Annotated in this window: 25 protein-coding genes; 9 read left to right on the top strand and 16 right to left on the bottom strand. The window is 36.3% G+C overall.

The features are described from left to right. Nucleotides 1–4: 4 nt before the first annotated feature. Nucleotides 5–523, bottom strand: coding sequence for an SAG1386/EF1546 family surface-associated protein (locus PYW37_RS03645; RefSeq protein WP_025016963.1), 519 nt, complete (start codon nucleotides 521–523; stop codon nucleotides 5–7). A 46-nt stretch (nucleotides 524–569) separates the two neighbouring features. Between PYW37_RS03645 and PYW37_RS03640 the strand changes: the two genes are divergently transcribed. The 5 genes from PYW37_RS03640 (at nucleotide 570) to PYW37_RS03620 (ending at nucleotide 4,390) form a co-directional block, all read left to right on the top strand. Continuing rightward, nucleotides 570–773, top strand: a complete 204-nt coding sequence (locus PYW37_RS03640) for a ferredoxin (protein ID WP_010906103.1) — start codon at nucleotides 570–572, stop codon at nucleotides 771–773. A 268-nt stretch (nucleotides 774–1,041) separates the two neighbouring features. Continuing rightward, nucleotides 1,042–2,031 carry a PTS sugar transporter subunit IIB gene (locus tag PYW37_RS03635; protein WP_003130898.1) on the top strand — a complete coding sequence of 330 codons (990 nt, stop codon included), beginning with the start codon at nucleotides 1,042–1,044 and terminating at the stop codon, nucleotides 2,029–2,031. 78 nt (nucleotides 2,032–2,109) lie between these two features. Then, nucleotides 2,110–2,922: a PTS mannose/fructose/sorbose transporter subunit IIC gene (locus PYW37_RS03630; RefSeq protein WP_003130897.1), complete on the top strand. Its 813-nt coding sequence runs from the start codon at nucleotides 2,110–2,112 to the stop codon at nucleotides 2,920–2,922. An 18-nt stretch (nucleotides 2,923–2,940) separates the two neighbouring features. Beyond that, a complete protein-coding gene (locus PYW37_RS03625) occupies nucleotides 2,941–3,864 on the top strand; it encodes a PTS system mannose/fructose/sorbose family transporter subunit IID (RefSeq protein WP_023189725.1) in 924 nt (307 codons plus the stop codon). Nucleotides 3,865–4,006: 142 nt separating this feature from the next. Then, nucleotides 4,007–4,390, top strand: coding sequence for a DUF956 family protein (locus tag PYW37_RS03620; RefSeq protein WP_003130895.1), 384 nt, complete (start codon nucleotides 4,007–4,009; stop codon nucleotides 4,388–4,390). Between the two features lie 24 nt (nucleotides 4,391–4,414). Here the strand turns inward: PYW37_RS03620 and PYW37_RS03615 are convergent, their stop codons facing one another. Continuing rightward, a complete protein-coding gene (locus tag PYW37_RS03615; RefSeq protein ID WP_025016964.1) occupies nucleotides 4,415–5,110 on the bottom strand; it encodes a YitT family protein in 696 nt (231 codons plus the stop codon). A 160-nt stretch (nucleotides 5,111–5,270) separates the two neighbouring features. On the opposite strand from PYW37_RS03615, the gene PYW37_RS03610 reads away from it, so the two are divergent. From PYW37_RS03610 to PYW37_RS03595, 4 genes are all read left to right on the top strand, one after another. After that, complete coding sequence (locus tag PYW37_RS03610; RefSeq protein WP_232238902.1) at nucleotides 5,271–5,630, top strand: DUF956 family protein; 360 nt, start codon at nucleotides 5,271–5,273, stop codon at nucleotides 5,628–5,630. 383 nt (nucleotides 5,631–6,013) lie between these two features. Next, nucleotides 6,014–7,285, top strand: coding sequence for a serine--tRNA ligase (gene serS / locus PYW37_RS03605; protein WP_003130891.1), 1,272 nt, complete (start codon nucleotides 6,014–6,016; stop codon nucleotides 7,283–7,285). 188 nt (nucleotides 7,286–7,473) lie between these two features. Continuing rightward, nucleotides 7,474–8,448: a S66 family peptidase gene (locus tag PYW37_RS03600; RefSeq protein ID WP_023189728.1), complete on the top strand. Its 975-nt coding sequence runs from the start codon at nucleotides 7,474–7,476 to the stop codon at nucleotides 8,446–8,448. Between the two features lie 21 nt (nucleotides 8,449–8,469). After that, on the top strand, nucleotides 8,470–9,039 hold the full coding sequence (locus PYW37_RS03595; RefSeq protein WP_023189729.1) for a histidine phosphatase family protein: 570 nt from the start codon (nucleotides 8,470–8,472) through the stop codon (nucleotides 9,037–9,039). 94 nt (nucleotides 9,040–9,133) lie between these two features. Here PYW37_RS03595 and phoU read toward each other — a convergent pair whose 3' ends face one another. The 14 genes from phoU to PYW37_RS03525 all read right to left on the bottom strand — a co-directional run bounded on the left by phoU (nucleotide 9,134) and on the right by PYW37_RS03525 (nucleotide 24,696). After that, nucleotides 9,134–9,787, bottom strand: a complete 654-nt coding sequence (phoU, locus tag PYW37_RS03590) for a phosphate signaling complex protein PhoU (protein ID WP_003130887.1) — start codon at nucleotides 9,785–9,787, stop codon at nucleotides 9,134–9,136. 162 nt (nucleotides 9,788–9,949) lie between these two features. Further along, nucleotides 9,950–10,711: a phosphate ABC transporter ATP-binding protein PstB gene (gene pstB / locus PYW37_RS03585; RefSeq protein ID WP_003130886.1), complete on the bottom strand. Its 762-nt coding sequence runs from the start codon at nucleotides 10,709–10,711 to the stop codon at nucleotides 9,950–9,952. A gap of 165 nt (nucleotides 10,712–10,876) precedes the next feature. Then, entirely contained in the window at nucleotides 10,877–11,686 is an 810-nt protein-coding gene (pstB, locus tag PYW37_RS03580; RefSeq protein WP_003130885.1) for a phosphate ABC transporter ATP-binding protein PstB, read from the bottom strand. Nucleotides 11,687–11,719: 33 nt separating this feature from the next. After that, nucleotides 11,720–12,613: a phosphate ABC transporter permease PstA gene (gene pstA, locus PYW37_RS03575; RefSeq protein ID WP_003130884.1), complete on the bottom strand. Its 894-nt coding sequence runs from the start codon at nucleotides 12,611–12,613 to the stop codon at nucleotides 11,720–11,722. Next, nucleotides 12,613–13,536 carry a phosphate ABC transporter permease subunit PstC gene (gene pstC / locus PYW37_RS03570; RefSeq protein ID WP_003130883.1) on the bottom strand — a complete coding sequence of 308 codons (924 nt, stop codon included), beginning with the start codon at nucleotides 13,534–13,536 and terminating at the stop codon, nucleotides 12,613–12,615. Before pstC ends, pstA begins: the two co-directional genes overlap by 1 nt. A 120-nt stretch (nucleotides 13,537–13,656) precedes the next feature. Beyond that, nucleotides 13,657–14,508 (bottom strand): phosphate ABC transporter substrate-binding protein, encoded by an 852-nt coding sequence (locus tag PYW37_RS03565; RefSeq protein WP_017864882.1) that lies wholly within the window; start codon nucleotides 14,506–14,508, stop codon nucleotides 13,657–13,659. A gap of 346 nt (nucleotides 14,509–14,854) precedes the next feature. Further along, the gene (locus PYW37_RS03560; RefSeq protein WP_003130880.1) at nucleotides 14,855–15,751 is read right to left on the bottom strand and encodes a phosphate ABC transporter substrate-binding protein; all 897 of its coding nucleotides are present in this window, start codon (nucleotides 15,749–15,751) and stop codon (nucleotides 14,855–14,857) included. Between the two features lie 276 nt (nucleotides 15,752–16,027). Continuing rightward, nucleotides 16,028–16,495 carry an SsrA-binding protein SmpB gene (gene smpB, locus PYW37_RS03555; RefSeq protein WP_003130878.1) on the bottom strand — a complete coding sequence of 156 codons (468 nt, stop codon included), beginning with the start codon at nucleotides 16,493–16,495 and terminating at the stop codon, nucleotides 16,028–16,030. A gap of 31 nt (nucleotides 16,496–16,526) precedes the next feature. Then, nucleotides 16,527–17,084: an SGNH/GDSL hydrolase family protein gene (locus PYW37_RS03550; RefSeq protein WP_023189734.1), complete on the bottom strand. Its 558-nt coding sequence runs from the start codon at nucleotides 17,082–17,084 to the stop codon at nucleotides 16,527–16,529. A gap of 104 nt (nucleotides 17,085–17,188) precedes the next feature. Then, nucleotides 17,189–19,807, bottom strand: coding sequence for an alanine--tRNA ligase (gene alaS / locus PYW37_RS03545; RefSeq protein ID WP_021722158.1), 2,619 nt, complete (start codon nucleotides 19,805–19,807; stop codon nucleotides 17,189–17,191). Nucleotides 19,808–20,072: 265 nt separating this feature from the next. Continuing rightward, nucleotides 20,073–20,999, bottom strand: a complete 927-nt coding sequence (locus tag PYW37_RS03540; protein ID WP_010906107.1) for a peptidylprolyl isomerase PrsA — start codon at nucleotides 20,997–20,999, stop codon at nucleotides 20,073–20,075. A 153-nt stretch (nucleotides 21,000–21,152) separates the two neighbouring features. Continuing rightward, nucleotides 21,153–21,836, bottom strand: coding sequence for an O-methyltransferase (locus PYW37_RS03535; protein WP_010906108.1), 684 nt, complete (start codon nucleotides 21,834–21,836; stop codon nucleotides 21,153–21,155). A gap of 2 nt (nucleotides 21,837–21,838) precedes the next feature. Continuing rightward, complete coding sequence (gene pepF / locus PYW37_RS03530; protein ID WP_096824296.1) at nucleotides 21,839–23,644, bottom strand: oligoendopeptidase F; 1,806 nt, start codon at nucleotides 23,642–23,644, stop codon at nucleotides 21,839–21,841. A 62-nt stretch (nucleotides 23,645–23,706) separates the two neighbouring features. Continuing rightward, nucleotides 23,707–24,696, bottom strand: a complete 990-nt coding sequence (locus PYW37_RS03525) for a competence protein CoiA (RefSeq protein WP_023188580.1) — start codon at nucleotides 24,694–24,696, stop codon at nucleotides 23,707–23,709. Between the last annotated feature and the right edge of the window lie 18 nt (nucleotides 24,697–24,714).

Raw genomic sequence — 24,714 nt, 5'->3', positions numbered from 1 at the left:
TTTTCTATTTTAATTTTAAAACTTGTCCAGCATGAATAGCTGATCCATCAGCATTATATCCATCAGCTGTAATTCCATTCAAACTAGCAATCGTTGCCCAAGGAATTCCTGTCTTAGCTGCAATCGTACTTGGATAATCTCCGGTAGCAATTGTATAAGTTGTTCCAGACTCAACGCTACTGCTAGATGATGAGGCAACTGTGCTGCTGCTACTAGCAGGTGGAGTCGCTTCTGTTGAGGAAGAGGCCGTGGCTTGACTGGTTGATTCTTCGGTTTTAGCTACCGATGAAGATTGATGAAAACTTTTTGCGATACTAGCTGTATTTCGTACTTGGTTATTCCATAAAATAAAGCCAATAGCTAGCCCAACAAGAATAAACATGAGGATAACGAGAAAAGTCAAAAAACGCGTCGTTAACGGACGTTTACTTTCATCTCTACCTCTATCATGTCTCTTCATTTCAGTCGATTCTTCTTTCATCGCACGATAAATTTCATTATTCCAGGGTTCTTTTGTTGACACGACCTTTTCCTTTCAATTTTACTATTTTTTTATTATCATTTCCTATATGAAGATAAAAATAATTCCCGACAAATGTATCGCATGTGGTTTATGTAATCTCCATGCGCCAGAAGTTTTTGATTATCACGATAATGGAATCGTCAAATTTTATGATACGGAGGAAGTTCAAAAAGAATTTTCCGATGATAATTCACTTCTTTTAGCTATAAAATCCTGTCCTACAGGAGCACTTAAAATCGAGAGAGATTAGTGTATTATTTTATCAACTACTATTCTACCATAAGTTTTTCGATTCCTGTTACTTTTCAAAAAGATTTATCTTACTTTGATAATCTTTTTTTATTTACGACCCAAAAAACGCTTTATAAAGCTATCTATACAAATTATTTATAAAGGGTTTCCATTCCTTAAAAAACAAGTGTAATATTTTTATGAAAACATTTGCAAATATTGATTTGAAGTAGTATAATAACTAAGTAATAATTTTTATTATAATCTTATATAGGAGGTTACTCACATTGAGTATCGGAATTGTTATTGCGAGCCATGGTGAATTCGCCGCAGGCATCAAACAATCTGGTTCTATGATTTTCGGAGAGCAAGAAAAAGTACAAGTTGTTACTTTTATGCCTAGCGAAGGACCAACTGATTTGCATGCTAAAATCGAAGCTGCCATCGCAACATTTGATGCTGAAGATGAAGTACTTGTCCTTGCTGACTTATGGAGCGGTTCTCCATTTAATCAAGCAAGTGCAGTGATGGGTGAAAATCCAGAGCGCAAGATTGCTATCATCACAGGCCTCAACCTGCCTATGCTTATCCAAGCCTACACAGAACGCATGATGGATGCGTCTGCCGGGGTGGATAAAGTCGTAGCAAATATTATGAAAGAAGCCAAAGGCGGTATTAAAGTACTACCTGAAGAACTTCAACCTGCTGAAGAAACTGCTGTTGCAGCTGCTCCGGCTGCTGTTCAAGGTGCGATTCCTGAAGGAACAGTCATCGGTGATGGTAAAATTAAAATTAACCTCGCTCGTATTGACTCACGTTTGCTTCACGGACAAGTTGCAACTGCTTGGACTCCAGACTCAAGAGCAAACCGCATCATCGTTGTTTCTGACACCGTTTCTAAAGATGAACTTCGTAAGAAGCTCATTGAACAAGCGGCTCCAACTGGTGTAAAAGCTAACGTTATACCAATTAAGAAAATGATTGAAGTTGCTAAAGACCCACGTTTTGGTGACACTAAAGCCCTTCTTCTTTTCGAAACTCCACAAGACGCTCTTGCAACAATCGAAGGTGGCGTACCAATTGAAACATTGAACGTTGGTTCTATGGCTCACTCAACTGGTAAAACAATGCTCAACAAAGTTCTTTCTATGGACAAAGATGACGTTGCTACTTTTGAAAAATTGCGTGACCTCGGAGTTAAATTCGACGTACGTAAAGTTCCAGCTGACTCTAAATCTGACCTCTTTGGTTTGATTAACAAAGCTGACGTACAATAATCAGAATATGCTCGTCTGATATTCTGATTACTAAAATTGAATATTAGGCAGCCAAATAATTAAGGAGATATAAAAAACATGGAATACGGTGTTTTATCTGTAATCTTGGTCATTGTTGTTGCCTTCCTTGCTGGTCTTGAAGGTATCCTTGACCAATGGCAATTCCACCAACCAATTATCGCCTGCTCGCTCATCGGTATTGTTACCGGTCATGCTTCTGCAGGGATTATCCTAGGTGGTTCACTTCAATTGATCGCTCTTGGTTGGGCTAACGTTGGTGCCGCTGTCGCACCCGATGCTGCCCTTGCCTCTATCGCATCATCTATCTTGATGGTTCAATCAAATAACTTTGACTTGACTCACATCATGGGTACTATCGTTCCTGCTGCTATCTTGCTTGCAACTGCTGGTCTTGTATTGACTACTCTTGTACGTATGCTTTCAGTTGTGCTCGTTCACCAAGCTGACCGTGCTGCTGAAAATGGTTCATACTCAGGTGTTGAAATGTGGCACTTCATCGCGCTTATCTGTCAAGGTTTGCGTATTGCTATCCCTGCTGGACTTCTTTTGGTTATCTCACCAGATGCTATCCAAAAAGCTCTTGCTGCTATTCCTCCAGTTATCTCTGGCGGTCTTGCTGTCGGTGGTGGGATGGTTGTTGCCGTTGGTTATGCTATGGTTATCAACCTTATGGCTACTCGTGAAGTATGGCCATTCTTCTTCCTTGGTTTCGCTCTCGCACCAATCTCTGAATTAACATTGATTGCAACTGGTGTCCTCGGTGTTGTTATCGCTATCGTTTACCTTAACCTCCAAGCTTCTGGTGGTTCTGGAAATGGTACTGCATCTTCATCAGGTGACCCAATTGGCGACATCTTGAACGACTACTAAGAAAGGAGGATCTAAAAAATGTCTGAAAATAAAGTAACTCTTGATAAGAAAATCCGTCGTAGCGTTATGTGGCGTTCAATGTTCCTCCAAGGTTCTTGGAACTACGAACGTATGCAAAATGGTGGTTGGGCTTACTCGCTCATTCCAGCATTGAAAAAACTCTACCCTTCTGGCGAAGAAGCTAAAGAAGCTTTGAAACGTCACTTGGAATTCTTTAATACTCACCCATACGTTGCCGCTCCTATCATCGGTGTAACTCTTGCCCTTGAAGAAGAACGTGCTAACGGTGCTGATATCGATGATGCCGCTATTCAAGGGGTTAAAGTTGGTATGATGGGTCCTCTTGCCGGTATCGGTGACCCTGTCTTCTGGTTTACAGTACGTCCTATCGTTGGTGCGATTGCAGCTTCATTGGCTACTGGTGGATCAATTATCGCTCCACTCTTCTTCTTCATCGTGTGGAACGCTATCCGTATCGCTTTCTTGTGGTACACTCAAGAATTTGGTTATAAATCAGGTTCTGCAATCACTAAAGACCTTGGTGGAGGACTTCTCCAAACTATTACTAAAGGTGCATCTATCCTTGGTATGTTCGTCCTTGGTGTATTGATTCAACGTTGGGTAACAATTAACTTTAATGGTCCTAACGCTGTTGTTTCAAAAATTCCTTTACAAAAAGGTGCTTATGTAGAATTCCCTAAAGGTTCTGTATCTGGTACACAACTTCATGATATTCTTGGTCAAGTTGGTAACAAACTTTCTCTTGATCCTACAAAAGTAACTTATCTTCAAGATAACTTGAATCAATTGATTCCTGGTCTTGCTGGTTTACTTATCACATTCCTTTGCATGTGGTTGCTTAAGAAAAAAGTTTCTCCAATCGTTATTATCTTTGGTCTCTTCGTCGTGGGTATCCTCGGTCGTTGGGCTCAAATCATGTAATCGATTTGGTATAAAAAAATCAATCTTTGGATTGGTTTTTTTATTTTATTTTTCTCTAATAAATTGAAGTATTTAAGGCAAGTAAAGTGTTTTTATGGTATAATGGTTTTTAGATTATTAATCTAGGAAATGGAGAGAATCTGTGGCTCAATCACTAAATACTAAGGCTGATTATTCAACAGAAGGAATTGCTTATTTAGGTTTTGCTGAATATGGAAAAATTCTGATTGGTGATGTTGCTTTTGAGTTTTATAATGACCGAAATGTTGAAAAAAATATGACTTTTCCTTGGACGGCAGTGGCTCGTGTTGAGGGTGATGTTTCAAAATCCCTCAAAGGTGAGGTAAAAGTTGGTCGACAATTTTCAATCGTTTTACAAAATGGCTCTAAGGTTCGATTCTCATCGAAAAACTCAGGAACTGTTTTAAAATGGATTCGTCATTATTTAGGAAACGATAAAGTGGTTAAATCCCCTAGTTTCCTCGGAACTTTTAAAAATGCTTTTAAGAGAAAGAAGAAAAAATAAAAATCCCAATCTGGGATTTTTTTGTTAGTTAGAGCAAGAACATTCATTAGTTGTGCAAGAACAGCTTGACTCATTTTTTATTAATCCAACTTTTTGTAAAATTTGTTGGCGGTATGAGGGTCGTCCGATGAAACGTGTGACTTTACTGAAGATGTAACAAGATAAGAGTGTGACAAAAAAATTTGGAAGGGCAAGATAAGTCACGACTGCTAATAGCATAACTACAATATCAATACCAAAGAGCGTTTTATCTATTTGCACTTTCCACTTGTTTTCAAAAAGCCGCGCAAGTAGAATAGAGCCTCCAAATGTTCCTTGTGATAGAACAACTAAACCTGCACCAATTCCTGAGAGGATTCCGTCTATAATTCCCACAGTAATCAATGAGTCCATTTGAAAGCCAGTAATTCCTATTGCTTCATAAATCATCATCCATCCGCTCATGGCCAGCGCTCCAGGAATGGTCAGTAACAATTCCCGCTGCTCAAGTAGTTTCCAACTCAAAAGAAAGAGTGGAATATTGACTGCAAAAAAAGTCAAAGCTGGATTCATTCCGAAAACAAAATGAATAAATACTGAAAATCCTGCGATTCCATTGCTAGCCATCGCGTTAGGAACGACAAAAAGTTGAATAGAGAGGATATAAAGGCCTATACCAACTAGTAGTATGAATAGATCTCTGAGAAATAGTCTATCAATTTTTACTCCGATTAAAGTCATTTTACCTCCTTTATTAGTTTTTTCTTATAATCTAATGATAACATTTTTATATTTATTCTTTAAACCATATCCCTCGTTGGGCCTATTTTTATTATCTTCTTTAGTTCTTGATATAATATAGATATGTTATAATACAGGTATAAACGAAATGAGGACGATTTTGGCAACTAATAATTCTGAAATATTTTATGAAACAAAAGGAACAGCCTATTTAGGTGTGGTTGAAAATGGAAATATTATCTTGGGTGATGCTGGTTTTGAATTTGAATATAAAAATCCACGCCGAGGACAAAATATTTTCTTTACTTGGTCAAGTATTAAAAGCGCCGAAGTTGATGTTTCAATCAGTGGAAAACTTGGTCAGCAGTTTTCTTTGATTTTAGACACTCAAGCTAAGGTACGATTTTCTTCTAAGGATTCCGGTTCTATTTTGAAAAAAGTTGCTGAATATGTGGGTAAAGAAAATATTGTCAGAGCACCTAGTTTGCTTGACCCTTTCCGTCGCGCTTTCAAAAAGTAATGATTGATTTTAAAATGATGATTTTAAAAATTTTTGACAAAGTAATTCACAAAATGGTAAAATAAATCTAGAAATGGGTCTTATTAAATTTTTTTAGAGAGCTTGTGGTGCTGAAAACAAGTAAAATGAAATAATGACTTTCTACTTCTGTTAATTTTCTCATGAAAATGAGAACGTCTGCTTACGTTACAAGTGACTTGAGTTCTATTTTTACTGACAGCTTGAATATCAGTTTTCGTCAGTAAATAAATAGATAATTTAGGTGGAACCGTGCGATTACCGCGCCCTAATTCTTTTTGAATTTGGGCGCTTTTTTTCTACTGACAGAACTTTTTCTAAAATATTCTTGTCAGTAAGTTTTATATAAAAATAAAGGAGAGCTTATGCTTGATATTAAAAAAATTCGTGCTGATTTTGACGGTGTTGCTGCAAAATTAGCCACTCGTGGTGTTGAAAAAGAGAAACTTGAAAAACTTCATGACTTAGACATTAAACGTCGTGAACTCATTGTAAAATCTGAGGCTTTGAAAGCTGAACGTAATAGCGTTTCTGATGAAATTTCTCAAGTAAAACGTGCAAAAGGCGATGCCAGCGCACAAATTGCTGCAATGCAAAAAGTTTCTGCTGAAATCAAAGCCATTGATGCTGAACTTGCTGAAATCGAAGAAAACTTGAATGAAATCATTATCATGTTGCCAAATCTTCCTCATGAAAGTACACCAATTGGTGCTGATGAAGATGATAATGTTGAGGTTCGTCGTGTTGGTCAAACTCCAACTTTCAATTTTGAACCTAAAGCTCACTGGGATTTGGGTGAAGATTTAGGAATTTTGGATTGGGAACGTGGTGGTAAAGTCACTGGTTCACGCTTCCTATTCTACAAAGGTGCTGGCGCAAGACTTGAACGTGCACTCTATAACTTCATGCTTGATGAGCACGGTAAAGAAGGTTATACTGAAATGATTACTCCTTATATGGTTAATCAAGAGTCAATGTTTGGAACGGGTCAATATCCTAAATTTAAAGAAGATACTTTTGAATTGAAAGATGACCGTGGTTTTGTTTTAATTCCAACTGCTGAAGTTCCTTTGACTAACTACTATCGTGGGGAAATTTTGGATGGCGCAGAATTGCCAATCAAATTCACAGCAATGAGTCCTTCTTTCCGTTCTGAAGCTGGTTCTGCTGGTCGTGATACTCGTGGTTTGATTCGTTTGCACCAATTCCATAAAGTTGAAATGGTTAAATTTGCTAAACCTGACCAATCTTATGATGAACTTGAAAAAATGACAGCAAACGCTGAAAATATTCTGCAAAAATTGGGTCTTGCATACCGTGTCGTGGCTTTGTCAACTGGTGACATGGGATTCTCTGCTGCTAAAACTTATGATTTAGAAGTTTGGATTCCTGCACAAAATACTTACCGTGAAATTTCTTCATGTTCAAACTGTGAAGATTTCCAAGCCCGTCGTGCCCAAATTCGTTATCGTGACGAAGAGGGTAAAGTTCAACTCCTTCACACTTTGAATGGTTCTGGACTTGCTGTTGGACGTACTGTGGCTGCTATTCTTGAAAATTATCAAAATGAAGATGGCTCAATCACTGTTCCTGAAGTCCTTCGTCCTTATATGGGTGGACTTGAAGTAATTAAATAATTAAAAAATCTACTGACAGAAATTTTTTTGGCTTGTTAGTAGATTTTTTTGTTTAATATTACTGACAGAAATTTCTGTCAGTAACTTTCAAAATATAATCCTAAATTAAAATCTTTAAATATTTTTGATGACAATGCTGTCAGTAAATGCTATAATTAGTTCAATTTACTGACGGAGGGCTTTGATAAATGAATAAAATATTTCCTAAAAAATTACAAGAGGGGGATGAAATCCGTGTGATTTCACCTAGTTCTTCTTTGACTCGGACTGGAAAATTTGAAGATAAATTAAAAGCAAAAGCTCGTCTTGAAGCACTTGGTTATCAGGTTACTTTTGGTCAGCATATTTTAGAAAATGATTTGCTTGAATCAAGTTCGATTAATTCACGTCTTGCAGATTTCCATGCAGCATTTTCAGACCCGAATGTTAAAGCTGTTTTATGTACAATTGGTGGCTTTAACTCTAATGAACTTCTTCCTTATATTGATTGGAACGTTGTAAAAAATAATCCTAAAATTTTCTGTGGATTTTCTGATATCACTGTTCTTCACCAAGCGATTTTCGCTAAAACTGGCTTGGTCACTTACTATGGTCCAGGTTATATCGCCTTTTTAATGGATGAATTACAAGACTTTCAAACTAATTCTTGGAAAAATGCAGTCGCTGGTCAGTCAACTTATTCTTTAAATGCCAGCGATTTTTACACGAGTGATGCTTGGTATGACCCCACTCAAGCTCGTCATCTTCTGCCTGCTGCTTGGAAAATATATAACCATGGCAAAGCGACAGGGGAAATTATTGGCGGAAATCTAAATACCTTGATGCTTGTGACAGGAACCAGTGCTCAAGTCAAATCCAGTCACCCAATTGCTTTTTTAGAAAATGCGGAGCAGGAAGATTTCTATGATTGGGACCGAGAATTAGCTCATTTTCTGCAAATTTATCCAGATATTGCTGGGCTTGTCATCGGTCGTTTTCCTAAGGAAGAGGGGATGACTGAGGAAATTTTACACTTTATTTTAGATAAATATCCCCACTTAAAAACAATTCCAGTCGTCTATGATGTCGATTTTGGACATACTCAACCTATTTTTACTTTTCCTCTGGGAGGGCAAGCAGAAATTTCCACACAGCCTTTAAGAATTGAAATCTTAGAAGGCTAGAACATCAAAAAGGAGAGTCACATGACTGAAGTTTATTTTATTCGACATTCGCTTAGAGATAATGCAGCCTATGACGATATGGATGTTCCGCTGACTGCCGAGGGTGAAAAACGCGCACTTATCTTGGCTGATGCTTTTGCAAATGTATCAATCGAGCAAATTTTTTCCAGTCCATTTCAACGTTCTGTTCGTACCCTGAATCCTCTTGCTCACTCTAAAAATCTTGAAATTCAACTCATTTCTGATTTTAGAGAAAGAAATGTTGGCCATGAAATAGCTGATTTTTGGCCCTTTGCTAAGCGACAATGGAATGATTTTGATTATAAATTTGCTGACGGAGAATCATTACGTGAAGTTCAAAATCGTAATATTTCAGCCCTTGAACAGATTTTAACAACTTCTAAAAATCAAAAAGTTGCAATCGGAACACATGGTACTTCTCTTTCTACCATTTTAAATTTTTATCAACCAGACTTTCAGTTTCAAGATTTTCAATCTTTAGCTGGAAAGATGCCCTATGTCATCAAAATGGACTTTGCTGAAAATAAATATCTGACCCACCAAGTCATTGAAATTGATTATGAGCAATAAAAAAAGTTACTGATAGAACTGCCAGGATATTCGTAATGTACTAAAGTACAAACGACTATCCTATGACAGCAATTCTTGTCAGTAACTTTTTATTTTACAGTTCAATAATGTTTCCAGAATTCAAGTAAACAATCCACTCACAGAGATTGACCGCATAACCGGTAATTCGTTCTAAGTAAACCAGTGTCAACAAGTATTCTTTACCTGTTGTTACTGTTTCAGAGTTTTCTTTCATTCCGTCAAGAATTTTTTCTTGAATTTCATGACTCATACTTTTGATGACATATTGTTGTTCAGCAATTTCATGAGCCCGTTTATCATTGCCTTGAATATAAGCATTGAGTGAAGCATCAACGATAGATTTAACTTTTTCACCGAGTAAGCTAATATCTTCTTCAACCACGTGAATTCTTTCTTCACCTTTAAGTGAAATGGTTGCCTTAGCAATAGATGCAACGTGGTCACCCATTCTCTCAAGGTCAGATGATGCTTTTAGAACGGTGATGATTGTTCTTAAATCGCTAGAAACCGGTTGTTGAAGTGCAATCATTTCTAATGATTGATTTTCAAGACTTTTTTCTTGGTCATTAATGGCATGGTCGCCTTCAATGACTTGTTCAGCCAAATCACGATCATGGCTAACAAAGGCACGAACGGCCTTATTCAATTGAGCAGAAACTTGCGTGCCCATTGAGTAAAATTGATTATGAAGTTTATTAAGATCTTCTTCAAATTGTGTACGCAACATAATTACCCCTCTTTGTTTTTATAGTAATGTTATTATGATACATTCATTTAAATCAACGCTATTTCGCTTTCTTTAATGAATGCTAATGAAATGTCTCGCTTCGCCTTTTGGCTAGACGGTCCATTCCATTTTAAAGTCAGCATCAAAGGCTGTCAGTAAAATTTATCCAAATTTACCAGAAATATAATCAGAAGTTTCTTGTTTTTCTGGATTTAAGAAAATACTTTTCGTATCATTATACTCAATCAGATTTCCGTCTAACATAAAGGCGGTACGGTCTGAAATTCGTGATGCTTGTTGCATACTATGTGTAACAATCGCGATTGTATAATCTTTTTTAAGTTCAAGCATGGTTTCTTCGACACGAGCCGCTGAAATTGGGTCAAGGGCTGATGTTGGTTCGTCCATTAGGATAATTTCGGGATTGACAGCAAGGACACGTGCGATACAAACCCTTTGTTGTTGCCCACCTGAAAGTCCAAGTGCTGAACTGTGCAAAATATCCTTAACTTCATCCCAAATATTTGCTGCTTTGAGTGAGTTTTCCACCACTTCATCAAGGAGTGCCTTATCTTTCACTCCTTTTAAACGCAATCCATAAACCACATTTTCATAAATTGAAAATGGAAAAGGATTGGGTTGTTGGAAAACCATGCCAATTTCTTTACGTAAATCCACAGTATCAACTTTAGGACTGTAAATATTTTTACCTTTATAATCAATGGCTCCAGTAATTGTTACTGTTGGAATCAAATCATTCATTCGATTGATTGAACGTAAAAGCGTTGATTTTCCACATCCTGAGGGACCAATGAGCGCTGTAATTTCATTCTTGTAGAATGTCATGTTTATCGTATTCAACGCTTTTTTCTTGCTGTAATAAAGCGATAAGTCGCTGACGGTTAAAACTGCTTCTTTTTCCATATTTTACCTTTTTATAAGTTACTGATACAACTACTAGCACATTCGTAATGTACTAAAGTACAAACGACTGTCCTATGACGGACAAGTTTTTCGACAAATCAAGAATCCGTCAGTAGTTTTTTTACTAACGAAAATTCCGTCAGTAATTTTAAACTTTATTTTCTCTTAACCAAAGTGACCAGAGACATAATCTTCTGTTGATTGCAAACTAGGTTGAGTAAAAATTGTGCTTGTTTTATCATACTCAATCAAATCTCCTGAATAGAAGAAAGCTGTATTGTCAGAGGCCCGAGAAGCCTGAGCCATATTGTGAGTCACAATGATAATCGTATAATTTTCTTTAAGTTCCATCATTGTTTCTTCAATTTGCATTGTTGAAATTGGGTCAAGAGCTGACGCTGGTTCATCCATCAAAATAATTTCTGGTTTTACTGACAATGCTCTTGCAATACATAAGCGCTGTGCTTGTCCACCGGACATGGCAAGTGCTGATTGATTAAGATTATCTTTTACTTGATCCCACAAAGCAGCTTGCTTCAATGAAGTTTCAACAATCTCATCCAGTTTTTTCCTGTCTCTCACGCCATCACGACGATGAATGAAGGCAATATTTTCATAAATTGATTTTGGAAATGGATTAGGTCTTTGGAAAACCATCCCAATTTGCTTACGAACTTCAAAAACATTCACTTTATTTTCGTTAATATTGACCCCTTCATAATTGATTTCGCCAGTCACCCGAGCGCCATCAATCGTGTCATTCATGCGATTCAAAGCACGTAAATAGGTTGATTTACCAGAACCTGAAGGGCCAATAAGTGCTGTGATTTCATTTTTAGGAAAAGACATTGTCACGCCATGGATTGCTTCTTTTGTTCCGTTATAGAAAACACGCAAATCATTTGTTGATAATGCAATTTCTTCTTTCTCAGGCACCATAATTTTGCGCTGAGACCAGTCATATGTTGTTGCCATAATTATTCTTTCTCTATAAAATCTTTGATTTTCTTAGTTAGAAGATGTTAACTTCTTGTGAATTCGATTTCCAAGGAAACGTGCCCCCAAGTTAAAGAGGAGAACAAAGATAATCAATACTGCTGAAGCTCCTGCAGAAATTTGTTGTGCTGTTGAAATCGTTCCTTCGGTATTAAGTGCCCAGATATGAACAGCCAAAGTTTCAGCTGGTCTGAAAAGTGAGAGTGGCGAAGTCAAGCTCATCGGATTCCAGTTTGCCCAGTTAATTGGTAAGTTCGTTTGTCCAGCAGTGTAAATCAAAGCCGCAGCTTCACCAAAAACGCGTCCTGAAGATAAGATAACCCCAGTAATGATTCCGGGCACAGCAGCTGGTAAAATGACTTGTGTTGCCGTTTCCCAACGTGACATTCCGAGTGCCAAACCACCCTCACGTTGTGAAGTTGGAATTGCTCGAAGTGATTCTTCAACATTCCGAGTCATCAATGGTAAGTTGAACACAGTCAGTGCCAAGGCACCTGATAAAACTGAGAATCCAAGACCAAATTGTAATACAAAAATTAACATCCCGAAAAGTCCAACAACGATTGAAGGAAGTGAAGATAAAACTTCAATAGCTGAGCGAACAACACCAGTTAACCAATGTTTTTGATTCGCATACTCAGACAGATAAATTCCTGCGCCAAGTGATAAAGGAACAGAAATAATCAAAGTGACAATCAAAAGATAAACAGAGTTAAAAAGTTGGACTGCAATCCCACCACCTGTCAATGGATTTGACGCGGTGATGATAAATTTAGGATCTTTAAAGATAACTGGCAAACCTTTAATTAAAATATAAGCCAGTAAAAAAGCGAGGATAAGGACAATGATGCCAGAAAGGACGTAAAGGACACCAGTGGCAATCTTGTCAGAGCGTTTAGCGTTCATTATTTAAGACTTCCTTTCTTAGCAATAGCACGCATTGCGAGGTTGAAAAAGAGTGACATAATCAAAAGGAGTAAGGCAAGTGACCAAAGTGCATTCAATTGAATACCAGGTGTTGCATTTGGAATTCCTGATGTCAAGATTGAAGTCAAGGTTGAAGCTGGTGAAATCAAATCTTTTGGCATCATTACAGCATTACCTACCACCATTTGAATAGCAAGAGCTTCACCAAAAGCACGCGCCATTCCAAAGATAACAGCGGTCAAAATCCCTGGTGTTGCGGCTCTTAGAAGAACACGCCAAATTGTTTGCCAACGCGTTGCACCAAGACCGAGTGACGCTTCTTTATAATAAGAAGGGACAGCTTTCATAGCATCCACAGTCATTGAAGTTACAGTCGGTAAAATCATGACAAAGAGTACAAACACACCTGACAAGAGACCCAAACCAGTTCCACCAAAAACATTACGAATGGCTGGAACAACAACAGTCAAACCAATGAAGCCATAAACAACTGAAGGAATACCAACAAGAAGTTCAATGACAGGTTGCAAAATTTTCTTACCATACTTTGGTGAAATTTCTGTCATATAAATTCCCGCACCAATCGCAAATGGAGTGGCAACAAGGGCTGAAAGTACAGTAACAATCAATGACCCCGTAAACATCGGCAATGCGCCAACTGCAGGTTTACCGTCAGGGCCAAGATTACCCGGTGACCAATTTGTTCCAAAAAGGAAACGGAAAGGATTAACACCATCTGAATAGAAAGTTGACAGACCTTTTTGAGCAACAAAGACAAGAATTGCACCTACAACGAAGACAATAAGGGCAATACATAAGAAAGTTAAACTCTTACCAAATTTTTCAAGTCTTGAATTTTTATTGCTTGAAAGCAATTTTTCTTTGATTTTTGAATTTTCCATAGGGACCTAACTATTTTTGTTAATTTGCATCTATCTGATTAATGCAAATGAAGTTATTGATTAAACTTATTTTGACTAATTTTTTTACTGACGGAGGATAAGTTTAATTTCCATCAGTAATTATTTAATTTTTTCAACATTTCCTTTAGCATCACGGTCAACCTTCATTTCAGAAACACGGATATAACCAAGCTGCTCTAGGGTTTTCTTATCATTTTGAACGTATTCGATAAATTTATTTTCGATTGTGTTCTTACGAGATTTGTTGGTGTACATATGCTCATATGACCAAATTTTCCATGCATTAGTTTTTACATTGTCATAATTTGGCGCAACACCATCAACATTAACCGCCTTTACACCGGGTTTATTGGTGTAACTGAAAGCAACATATGAAATAGCCCCTGGCGTTTGCCCAACTAATTGAACAACAGAACCTGAAGCATCTTGGGTTGGACCATTCACTTCTGTGGCACCATTCAAAGCATATTTATCAAAATTTACTCGCGTTCCTGAACCAGCAGTACGACCAATGACCGTAATTTTTTGGTCTTGACCTCCTACTTCTTTCCAGTTGGTAATTTTACCAGTGAAAATATCAATCAGTTCTTGTTGAGTCAAATTTGAAACTTTTAACTTTTTGTTGATAATTGGTGCGAAACCAATGACAGCAACTTTATGGTCAATAATTTTATCAACTGCTATTCCTGATTTTTCTTCAGCGAAAATATCAGAATTCCCAATCTGGAAAGAACCAGCCGCAACTTGAGCCAATCCGACACCAGAACCACCACCTTGAACCATAATAATTTCATCAGGATTTTGCTTCATATATGCCATAGAAGCATGTTCAACCATGGGTTGCAAGGCAGTTGAGCCACCTGCTGTGACCTGTTTATTTCCAGAACCACAAGCTGCCAATGCAAACAAACTCACACTGGCCATCAAAGCAATAAAAATTTTCTTCTTCATAGCTTAATTATACCATAATGGCCTATCAATGAGCGGTTGATGATAGCGTTCTTATGTAAATGTTTTGTAAATAATACGGGAAAATGCCCAACTCTGAAAAAGAGTGAGCAATTTCCTGTCTTTTAGGGAAAGAATTATGAAGAAAAATTTAAAGATAGTCTCTCATCAGTTCATCCTGTTTATGTTCACTGATAAAATTTTTATAAAAAAGGAGTCAAACTTTTAAATTTTAATTTATGAAGAAGAAAATTTTTATTGCTTTGAATCCTATGGTTATAAACTAATTTATTAATTGTTAAATTTACTGACAGACATAAATTATTTTGAACTTGACTTACTGTCAGTATTATTTTTTAGTGATATTTCCGTCAGCGTCACGTTCAACTTTCATGTCACTGATTGGAATGTATCCCAATTTTTTGATATCTTTGTTGTTTTCTGCCACATATTTAATGAAAGCTTTATCTGCTGCAGTTTCTTTCTTAGTATTGGTGTACATATGTTCGTAAGACCAAACTTTGTAGTCATTAGTTACAACATTTGCTTCTGTTGGCTCAACACCATCAATTGAAATATCTTTGATGTCTTTACTTGTATCAACATAAGAAAGTGCCACATATGAAATCGCTCCTGGTGTTTGACCTACCATTTGAACAACTGAACCTGAAGCATCTTGTGTTGGGCCTTTAACCTCTGTTGCTCCACCAAGTGCGAATTTATCAAAGTTTACGCGAGTTCCAGAACCCTCAGTCCGTCCGATAACCGTAATTTTTTGGTCTGAACCGCCCACATCTTTCCAGTTTGTCACCTTACCTGTGAAGACATCTTGCAATTGTTGAGAAGTTAAGTTTTTAACATCAATTTTTGCGTTAACAATCGGTGCAAAACCAACAACCGCTACTTTATGGTCAGTAATTGCAGAAGCATCAATTCCTGATTTTTCTTCAGCAAAAATATCAGAGTTCCCAATCTGGAAAGAACCAGCTGCAACTTGTGTCAAACCAACACCAGAACCACCACCTTGCACAGTCACTTGAACACCAGTATTTTTTGCCATAAATTCTGTTGACGATTGTTGTGCTAATGGTTGAAGAGCAGTTGAACCTCCAGCAATAATTTTTCCTGACAGAGCTTTGTCAGAAGAACTTGAGCTACTAGATGATGAGCCGTTTGATGAACCACAAGCTGCCAAAGTTAACAATGCACCAGCAGTAATAAGACCAACAAGAATTTTCTTTTTCATGAGAAGTTTCTCCAATTAATTTCTAAATAAGTTGTTAAGCGTTTTTGCTTACAAAACTATTCTATCATCGAAAGAAGGCACTGGGTGTAAACACTTAGTAAATACAAGGTAAATGGATTGTAAACGATATTTTTATCTTGAAACTTTTTTACTGACGGTAAATCTGTCAATAAAATATGACAAAGAAGGCATATTTTCGCTGTAAATAAAAGAATTATCAGCAAGCTGACAATTCTGTCAGTAAAAAAATCACTGACAGATTTATCAGTGATTTCTTTAACGGTTGTAAGCTTTAATTTGTCTTGCAATATCCCGATTTTGTTCTTTACGTTTGAGCGTTTCACGTTTATCGTAATCTTTCTTACCACGGGCAAGCCCCATCAAAACCTTAGCAAAGCCATTTTTCAAATAAACTTTTAAAGGAATAAAAGTAATTCCTGTCCCTGATAATTCCTTATCAATCTTAGCAATTTCTTTTTTATTTAGTAATAGTTTTCGCGTACGCAATTCTTCAACATTAAAAATATTGCCCTGCTCAAAAGGAGCAATATGAACATTTGATAACCAAACTTCTCCATTACGAACTCTGGCAAATCCATCTTTTAATTGAATTTTTGCCTGACGAACAGACTTAATCTCCGTTCCTGTCAGCACAATTCCTGCTTCAAAAGTTTCGTAAATTTCATAATCATGCCGAGCCTTTTTGTTCTGAGCTAAAGGCTTATCTTCTGTATTTTTTACCATGCCCTCATTTTACCACAAAATGAACATTTATTTAAGGATTTTTAATGACAGATAAAATCTCTCTGACCAACAACTCATAAGCCCTTGATGTAAAATGTAAACCATCAGCTCTCAACAAATTTTTAGGATTTTCAGACCTCTTCATTATCTGAAAAATATCAATCACCTTAAGCGATTTTTCTTTGCCTAAATTTAATATGACTTCTCTAAAAAGTTCAACCTCGGAAAGCTTACTATAATGTGTCGGTTCATCATCATTATAAAAAGGAGGAGTAATTAAAACCGTTCTTTCTACACCCAACTGCGAAATCATTTTTAATAAATTTTCGCGAAATTCTGCCGGTCGAATCAAATGATAAGGCGAAGCATCATTTGCCCCAAAGAAAATAAAATTTAAGTCCGCTTCTTCCTCTAGAACGTATTTTAGACGTAGAAGTCCACCATAAGTATCATCTCCATTAATTCCATGAAGTACCACTTTCAGCTTGGGCTCATTTTTCTCAATTAATCTTGCAATAATATTTGACGAACCCCCTTCATCCATTCCAAAACCATTGGTAATTGAATCTCCAAAAATTGTAATCTTCATTTTAGGCATCTCTTTCAAGTATTTTCATCATTTTACCATAAAAATTTACTGACTCATATCCAGAAAATAAAAAATATCGTAGAAAATCTACGATATTTATCTTTTTAGGCTAATTTTTCAGCAACTGCGGCCAAAAGTTCAGGAATTCCTGCTGCTTTTGAACCACCAGCCATGGCCATATCTGGTTTTCCACCACCACGACCATCAACAAAAGGTGCTAATTCTTTAACTAAATTACCTGCTTTTACATCTGATGACTTAGAAGCCACTAAAAGACTTACTTTTTCACCAATTTTAGCAACTAAAACAAGAACATCTGAAAGCTCTTTTTGTTTCCAAATATCTGCCAAATTACGCAAACCATTAGCGTCAGGAACAGTTACTTCACTGGCGATAAAGTTGAGAGAACCAGCTGTTTGCACATTTTTGAAAATTTCATCTGATTGACTTGCTGCAAGTTTTCCAGCCAAAGCATCATTTTCTTTTTGAGCTGTTTTAAGCTCATCTTGTAAGCTAGTAACTTTTGCTAAAACTTGTGAAGTTTGCGGCGCTTTAACCATTGTTGCTACTTCATTCAAAGTATTTTCAGCATCTTTAAAGGCTTCATAAGCTTTTTGACCTGTTACAGCAATAATCCGGCGAACACCAGAACCAATTCCTTCTTCTTTAACAATCTTGAATAAACCAATTTCAGAAGTTGTTTGTGTATGTGTTCCACCACAAAGTTCGATAGAGTAGTCACCAATTTTTACAACGCGAACGTTTTTCCCATATTTCTCACCAAAGAGGGCCATCGCTCCCATTTCTTTGGCTGTAGCAATATCAGTTTCAACTGTTTCAACTTTTAATGATTGCCAAATTACTTCATTAACTTGACGTTCAATCTCAGCCAATTCTTCTTTAGTCACTTGTGCAAAGTGCGTAAAGTCAAAACGTAAGAATTCAACCTCATTAAGTGAACCAGCTTGTAGTGCATGATTCCCAACAATATTATGCAAAGCAGCATGAAGTAAGTGAGTTGCTGTATGATTTTTCACAACAGCAGCTCGGCGTTCTTTGTCAATCTCTAAAGTATAGCTTTCACCAACTTTAAGTGGTGAAAGAGTTTCAACAGAATGAAGATTTTGGCCATGAGGCGCATGTTGTACATCTAATACATTAGCCACAACTTGACCCTCTGCATCTTTAATTACTCCATGGTCAGCCACTTGACCACCCATTTCAGCATAAAAAGGAGTCACATCAAAAACAAGTTGAGCTTTCCCAGAAACTTCATCAACAATTTCATCGTCTTGAATAGCTACAAGTAATTTTCCTTGAGTAGTCTTATCTTCATAAAGGAATTCTGATTCTACTTCGATAGATGACAATGTTTCATTTTGAGCGCCCATTGAACCACCTTTGACAACAGCAGCACGTGCACGCTCTTGTTGAGCTTTCATGGCTACTTTGAATCCTTCGTGGTCAATTTTGAATCCTTCATCTTCTGCCAATTCTTCTGTCAATTCCACAGGGAAACCATAGGTATCGTAGAGGCGGAAAATATCTGCCCCTTCAAGTCTATCTTTTCCTTCAGATTTAAGATTTACCAAAAGTTCATCAATCAATTTTTGACCCGCATCAATCGTGCGGTTGAAAGTTTCTTCTTCACGATCAATAATTTGCATGATGAAGTCTTCTTTTTCAAGCACTTCTGGATAATAGGATTGCATGATTTTCCCAACAGTCGGAACGAGTGAAGCCAAGAATTTCCCTTGAATTCCCAATTTTTTACCATGCATAACCGCGCGACGAAGTAAGCGACGTAAAACATAACCACGTCCTTCATTTCCTGGCAAAGCACCATCACCGATAGCAAATGAGAGTGAGCGAATATGATCAGCAATCACTTTGAAACTCATATTTTCGCTGTCTGGACTATATGTTTTTCCAGATAGTTTTTCAATTTCACGAATGATTGGTAAGAATAAGTCTGTATCAAAGTTTGTTTTTCCGCCTTGAATAATGCAAACCATTCGTTCAAGTCCCATTCCCGTATCAATATTTTTTTGTGGCAATTCAGGATATTCTGAACGAGGGATTGATGGATCGGCATTAAATTGTGAAAGAACAATGTTCCAGATTTCAATATAACGGTCATTTTCAATGTCTTCCGCCAACAATTTTAAGCCCACATGTTCTGGGTCATAAACTTCTCCACGGTCAAAGAAAATTTCTGTATCTGGACCAGAAGGACCAGCACCAATTTCCCAGAAGTTATCTTCAATTGGCACAAGATGTGTTGGGTCTACCCCAACCTCAACCCAACGATTATAAGTATCCATATCAGCTGGGTAATAAGTGATGTAAAGTTTTTCTGCTGGGAATTCAAACCATTCAGAACTTGTCAATAATTCCCAAGCAAAAGCAATCGCTTCTTTACGGAAATAATCCCCAATTGAAAAGTTACCGAGCATTTCAAACATAGTATGGTGACGTGCTGTTTTACCAACATTCTCAATATCATTTGTCCGGATAGCCTTTTGAGCATTAGTCAATCTAGGATTTTCCGGCACTACTGAACCATCAAAATATTTTTTTAGCGTTGCTACTCCTGAATTTATCCAAAGCAAAGTTGGGTCATTTACAGGAACAAGACTTTGAGAAGGTTCCACAGTGTGACCTTTTGATTTGAAAAAGTCGAGGAACATTTGGCGAACTTCTGCGGAAGTCATGGTTTTCATTATTTTCTCCTTTTATATAAAGTTTAAAGTCTAACAATAAACTTATTTCATATACTTTGTTAAAATTTTCACAATAAAACAATAAAATTCTACCGTAAACAAAGGGGCGTATACAGTTATACCGCGGTACCACCCTTATTCACGATAGAATTTCTATCATCTTAGTTCGGTTGTTAAAGCAGTTATCGCTGCTATAAGCACTTTTTTTAACTTGCTCATTCTCACCATTTAGAGCTCTCTTTAAAGTTAATTTCTATTATCTAAATTATTTAGATGATGAAGAACTTGATGTTTGTGTAAATTGTGAGAAGAGTGATGCAAATGCAGATTCTTTCACAGTTACGTTATTCTTTTTGAGGTATTTAGCAATAACTCCACTTACAAATGTTGTATCTTGTTCTTTTTCAGTTTTAATGACATTTTGAAGTTCTTTTTTGTACTTGTTCATGTCAGTTCCTTTTTCAGATGTTTTTACCATTTCGACAATATAGTATGAAGTAGCACCTGTTGATGAACTTGTTGATTCAATGACATCTGAAAACTCGCCATTTTTCAATTTGAAAGCAGCTGTTTGAACTTCTGTTGGAACACTTGTTGAAGTTGAATTAAATGTTACTTTGCTTTCAGCATTTGTTTTTTCAAAGCTTGCTTTACCAGCATCATCTTTTTTAGCGGCATCCAACGCTTTTGTTGCTGCATCTTTTGATGTTTCAGAAACAACATAAGCTGTTACATCTGGATGGTAAGATTCCCAAGCTTTTTTAAGATTAGCATCTGTATATTGAGTTTCTTTGATTTCATGGTCAATCGCTGCTTGTTCAAGCATTTGTGTACGCATGTATGGTGTGAAACTTGCTTCAGTCAAGCCTTGTTGTTGCAAAGCAGATGAAAATTGGCTACCATATTGGTCTTTAATTGACTTAACTTTTTTGCTGACATCTTTATCGGTTACTTCTTTTCCAAAGTCTTTAGTAAAAATTTTGTCAAAAGTTAAATTTTGAAGTAATGTATTTGTCGGTTGTGATGGAAATTGTTTGGCTTCCTTGTATAAATCAGAAACGCGAATGGTATCACCTTTCATTGTGATGATATCCTTGCTTGCTGAATCGCTACTTGAGCAACCAGATAAGGTTACCAATGCGGCTCCGGCAAAGACAGTAGTCATAACTAATCCGAGTTTTTTGAATTTCAAGATATTCTCCTTCGCATGATTCGATGTTTGTAGTTAATGTGTCCTAAAACATCCTTTTATTTTTAACTTGTTGCAATTATATCATAAAAAATTAAATAAAGCTTTAAATACACCAAAAAATGAATCAGCAAATTGACAACCTAAAAGTTTAATTTATGCTTTTTTTATCATCAACAAGCCATCTCCAAGTGGGAGAATACTTGTTAAATATTTCGGATTATCTAAGACCTCATCAAAAAGCTTGCGTAAGCCACGCTCTAGCGCCCGCTGATTTCTTTTGATTTCCATAATTGGGGTCAATATTTCTCCACCTTGAAAAATATCATCCATTAAAATCACTCCATTTTCAGATAGTAGATCTAGAGCAATTGGTAGGAATTCGATATATTTTGATTTAGCTGAGTCCATAAAGATTACATCAAATGAGCCCGATAACTCTTTCAAAATATCTGCAGCATCACCCTCTTTAAGAATAATTTGGTTTCGATGGTCATACTTGCCCAGATTTTTTTTGGCTAACTCAATCATTTCAGGATTACGGTCAATTGTTACAATCTCCGCATTTGGAACCTCTTGAGCCATTATGAGAGCCGAAAAACCAATTGCTGTTCCGATTTCGAGAATTCTTTTTGGCTGCAACAAACTCAACAACATTTGAAAATAAATAACTGTCTCATGTGGGATAACTGGAATATTATTTTCTTTAGCAAATTTCAGTACTTCTGCAAGTTCTCCGGTTATTTGTGTTTGACTTGAACGCATCCATTCTACTAATTCTGCTTTGACAACTGGTCGATTCATCATGGGGTTACTTGTACGTTTATATGTTTCAACCATTTTTAAAGATGAACTCCTTTTTCAACTAATTTTTCTAATTCACTCAATCGATTTTTAAAAAGCTCAAAGGCGGCATCTAAATAATCGGTAGATTCCATATCAACTCCAGCTTTGGCAATTACTTCTAAAGGATAAGCTGAGGAACCTGCCTTCAAATATTCAAGATATTTTTGACGATCCTCATCTGAACCATGAACAACTTTTTCAGCTAAGAAAGTTGCCGCAGCAAAACCTGTTGCGTATTGAAAAACATAGAAATTATAATAAAAATGCGGAATTCTAGCCCATTCATACTGAATTTCTGGATTTTCTTTGACTGCTAAATTATAGTATTTTTCATTTATTTCGCCATAAAGTGAGTTTAAGTATTCACTTGTTAAAACTTCACCGGCAGCATCTGCTTCATGAATTTTTTGTTCAAATTCGGCAAATTGACTCTGACGGAAAACAGTTCCACGGAAACTATCAAGCCAGTGGTTCAAAAGGGCGAAGCGCTCCTTATCATCTTTACTTTCCTTTAATAAAGTTTCAGTTAAAATATTTTCATTTGTAGTTGAGGCAATTTCAGCTAAAAAGATTGGATAATCCCCATAAACATATGGTTGGTTTTCACGCGTGAAAGCACTATGCATTGAGTGCCCCATTTCATGAACTAAAGTAAAAAGATCATCTAACGTTTCTTGCCAATTTAGAAGCATAAAAGCATTGGTATCATAAGATCCACCTGAATAAGCACCCGAACGTTTTCCGATATTTTCTTCGACATCAATCCATCTTTGTTCAAAAGCTGCTTTAACTTTTCCTTTATATTCTTTACCAAATATCGCTAAAACTTCTTCTGCTTTTTTCACTCCATCTTCATAGTTAAATTTATAATCTAAATTAGATAATGGAGTATAGATATCATACATCTTTAAATCAGTAATTCCTAAAATTTTCTTGCGTAGTTCAATATAACGATGTAAAAGTGGCAAATGTTGATGAATGGCCTCCATCAAAACATCGTAAACTTTTTCTGGAACAAAATTATTAGCCAGAGCAGCTTGACGGGCTGAATCATAAGAGCGGATTTGGGCATTAAGATTATGGACTTTTACATTAGTCTGTAAGGTCTTTGCATAAGTATGCTGATATTGTTCATAATTACTATAAAGTGCTTTGTAGGCTGCTTTTCGTACTCCTCTATTCTTACTTTCCATTAAGGAAGAGTAATTTCCATGCGTGAGTTGGATCATCTCATCAGATTCATTTTTGACCATAGGTAACTTAATATCCGCATTATCAAAAATTTCAAAAGTTTCTGAAGGACTTTCAAAAATTTCACCAGCCGCAGCCAATAACTTTTCCTCTTTTTGACTAAGAATATGAGCTTTTTTTGCAAAAAGGCGCTCAAACATATGGTCATAGTTTTTTAATTTTTTAAGCTCCCCCAACCATTTGTTATAGACTTCTTTTGAAATTTTCAAAAACTCAGGTTCATAGAAGGCATAGACCTCTCCGAATTTCACATAGAGGGCTGTTGCTTTTGACTGATACTCCTGATACTTAGCCTCTATGGTATCTTGGTCATTTTTCATTGAAGCATAAACATATAGTTTTTCAACTTGTTGAGAAATGGATAACATTTTTTCGGTAATTATCAGAAGACTTTCAGCTGAATCAAGTAAATGACCGGGGTCTGTCTCTTCAACGAGTGAAAGTTCACTTTTTATTCTAGTTAACTCTGCTTCCCATTCTTTATCTGTTTTATAAATTGTTGTCAAATCCCAAGTTAATTTTTCAGGAATTTCATTTCTGTTCTTAGCCATGAAGATCACTCCTTTTTACTCAAATTAATTTTTATTCACATTAAAAACTTATTAGCAGAATTTCATTCATTCATATCCTTCTTCTGCTTTTTCATTATAGCATAGAAACGGGGAGGATAGACTGCCTTAAAGCTATTTTGCTGAAAATTTATTAAAAAGTTTTCATAATAAAGATTAATATTCTGCTTAATTTGAGTAAATTTATGTAAAGGAATTTTATCATCAAAAACTTCAAGTAAGTTCAATCCCAAAGGAGCAATAAATGAACGTTCAAAAGTCAAATTCAACAAATTTTCACCTCTTTGGTAATATTTTTCCTGAAGTTTCAACCATTTTGGTGAACAATAATAAAGTTGCTGACGAATAAATTCTGCTAGTTTAAGATCAACAATAAGTGGTATTGTCAGTAACTTTTGTGATAAAAAAGGCAGTCGTAATTGCTCAATAAGTCGTCCTTCCCCAAAAGGAATTTCTTCTTGTAAATAAATAATTTTTCCACGCAAATCTTCATGAATCAGGGATTTTAATCTCATCTTCTGAGCTTTGAAATCTAACTCCCAATAATAGAAACCTCTATTTTCTGAAAAATAGACTAGATTTTTTTGAAGTTCTGTTATTTGCTCTTTTAACCATAAATCTTGCCCCATAAGCCAAAGTACCGTAAAACCGTGGACTTGATAATTCTCTGTCCTTTCTTTTAAACGTTTCGTAGAAAGATGAGAACATTGAATTTCAATAGCTATTTTATCATTTACCAATAAATCTGGCCTCTGCTTAAATTCAGGAATATAAGCTTCAATTTCCACCTTATCAGTTTTTTTAAACCGTTGATAGAGTGCTTTTTTTAATCCTAAATGTTGTTCAGATTCGTTTTCAAGCCATAAGTCGCAAGCTTTGAGAGATTTATGAGCAAAGTGAGTCATCTTTATTTCACCATTTTTTATAAATAACTCTGATTTACAAGAAGGACAAAAATATTTTCCTGTCAGTTCTTTTACTTCTATTTCTAATAAGTTTACTACTTGTCCATTTTCATCAATTGCTGTCAACATATCTTACTATACGAAAAA

It is taken from the genome of Lactococcus lactis (assembly GCF_029023865.1).
GTDB classification, from domain to species: domain Bacteria; phylum Bacillota; class Bacilli; order Lactobacillales; family Streptococcaceae; genus Lactococcus; species Lactococcus lactis.
Note: the sequence above shows the minus strand (reverse complement) of the source record. Positions and strands in the feature narration are given on the sequence as shown.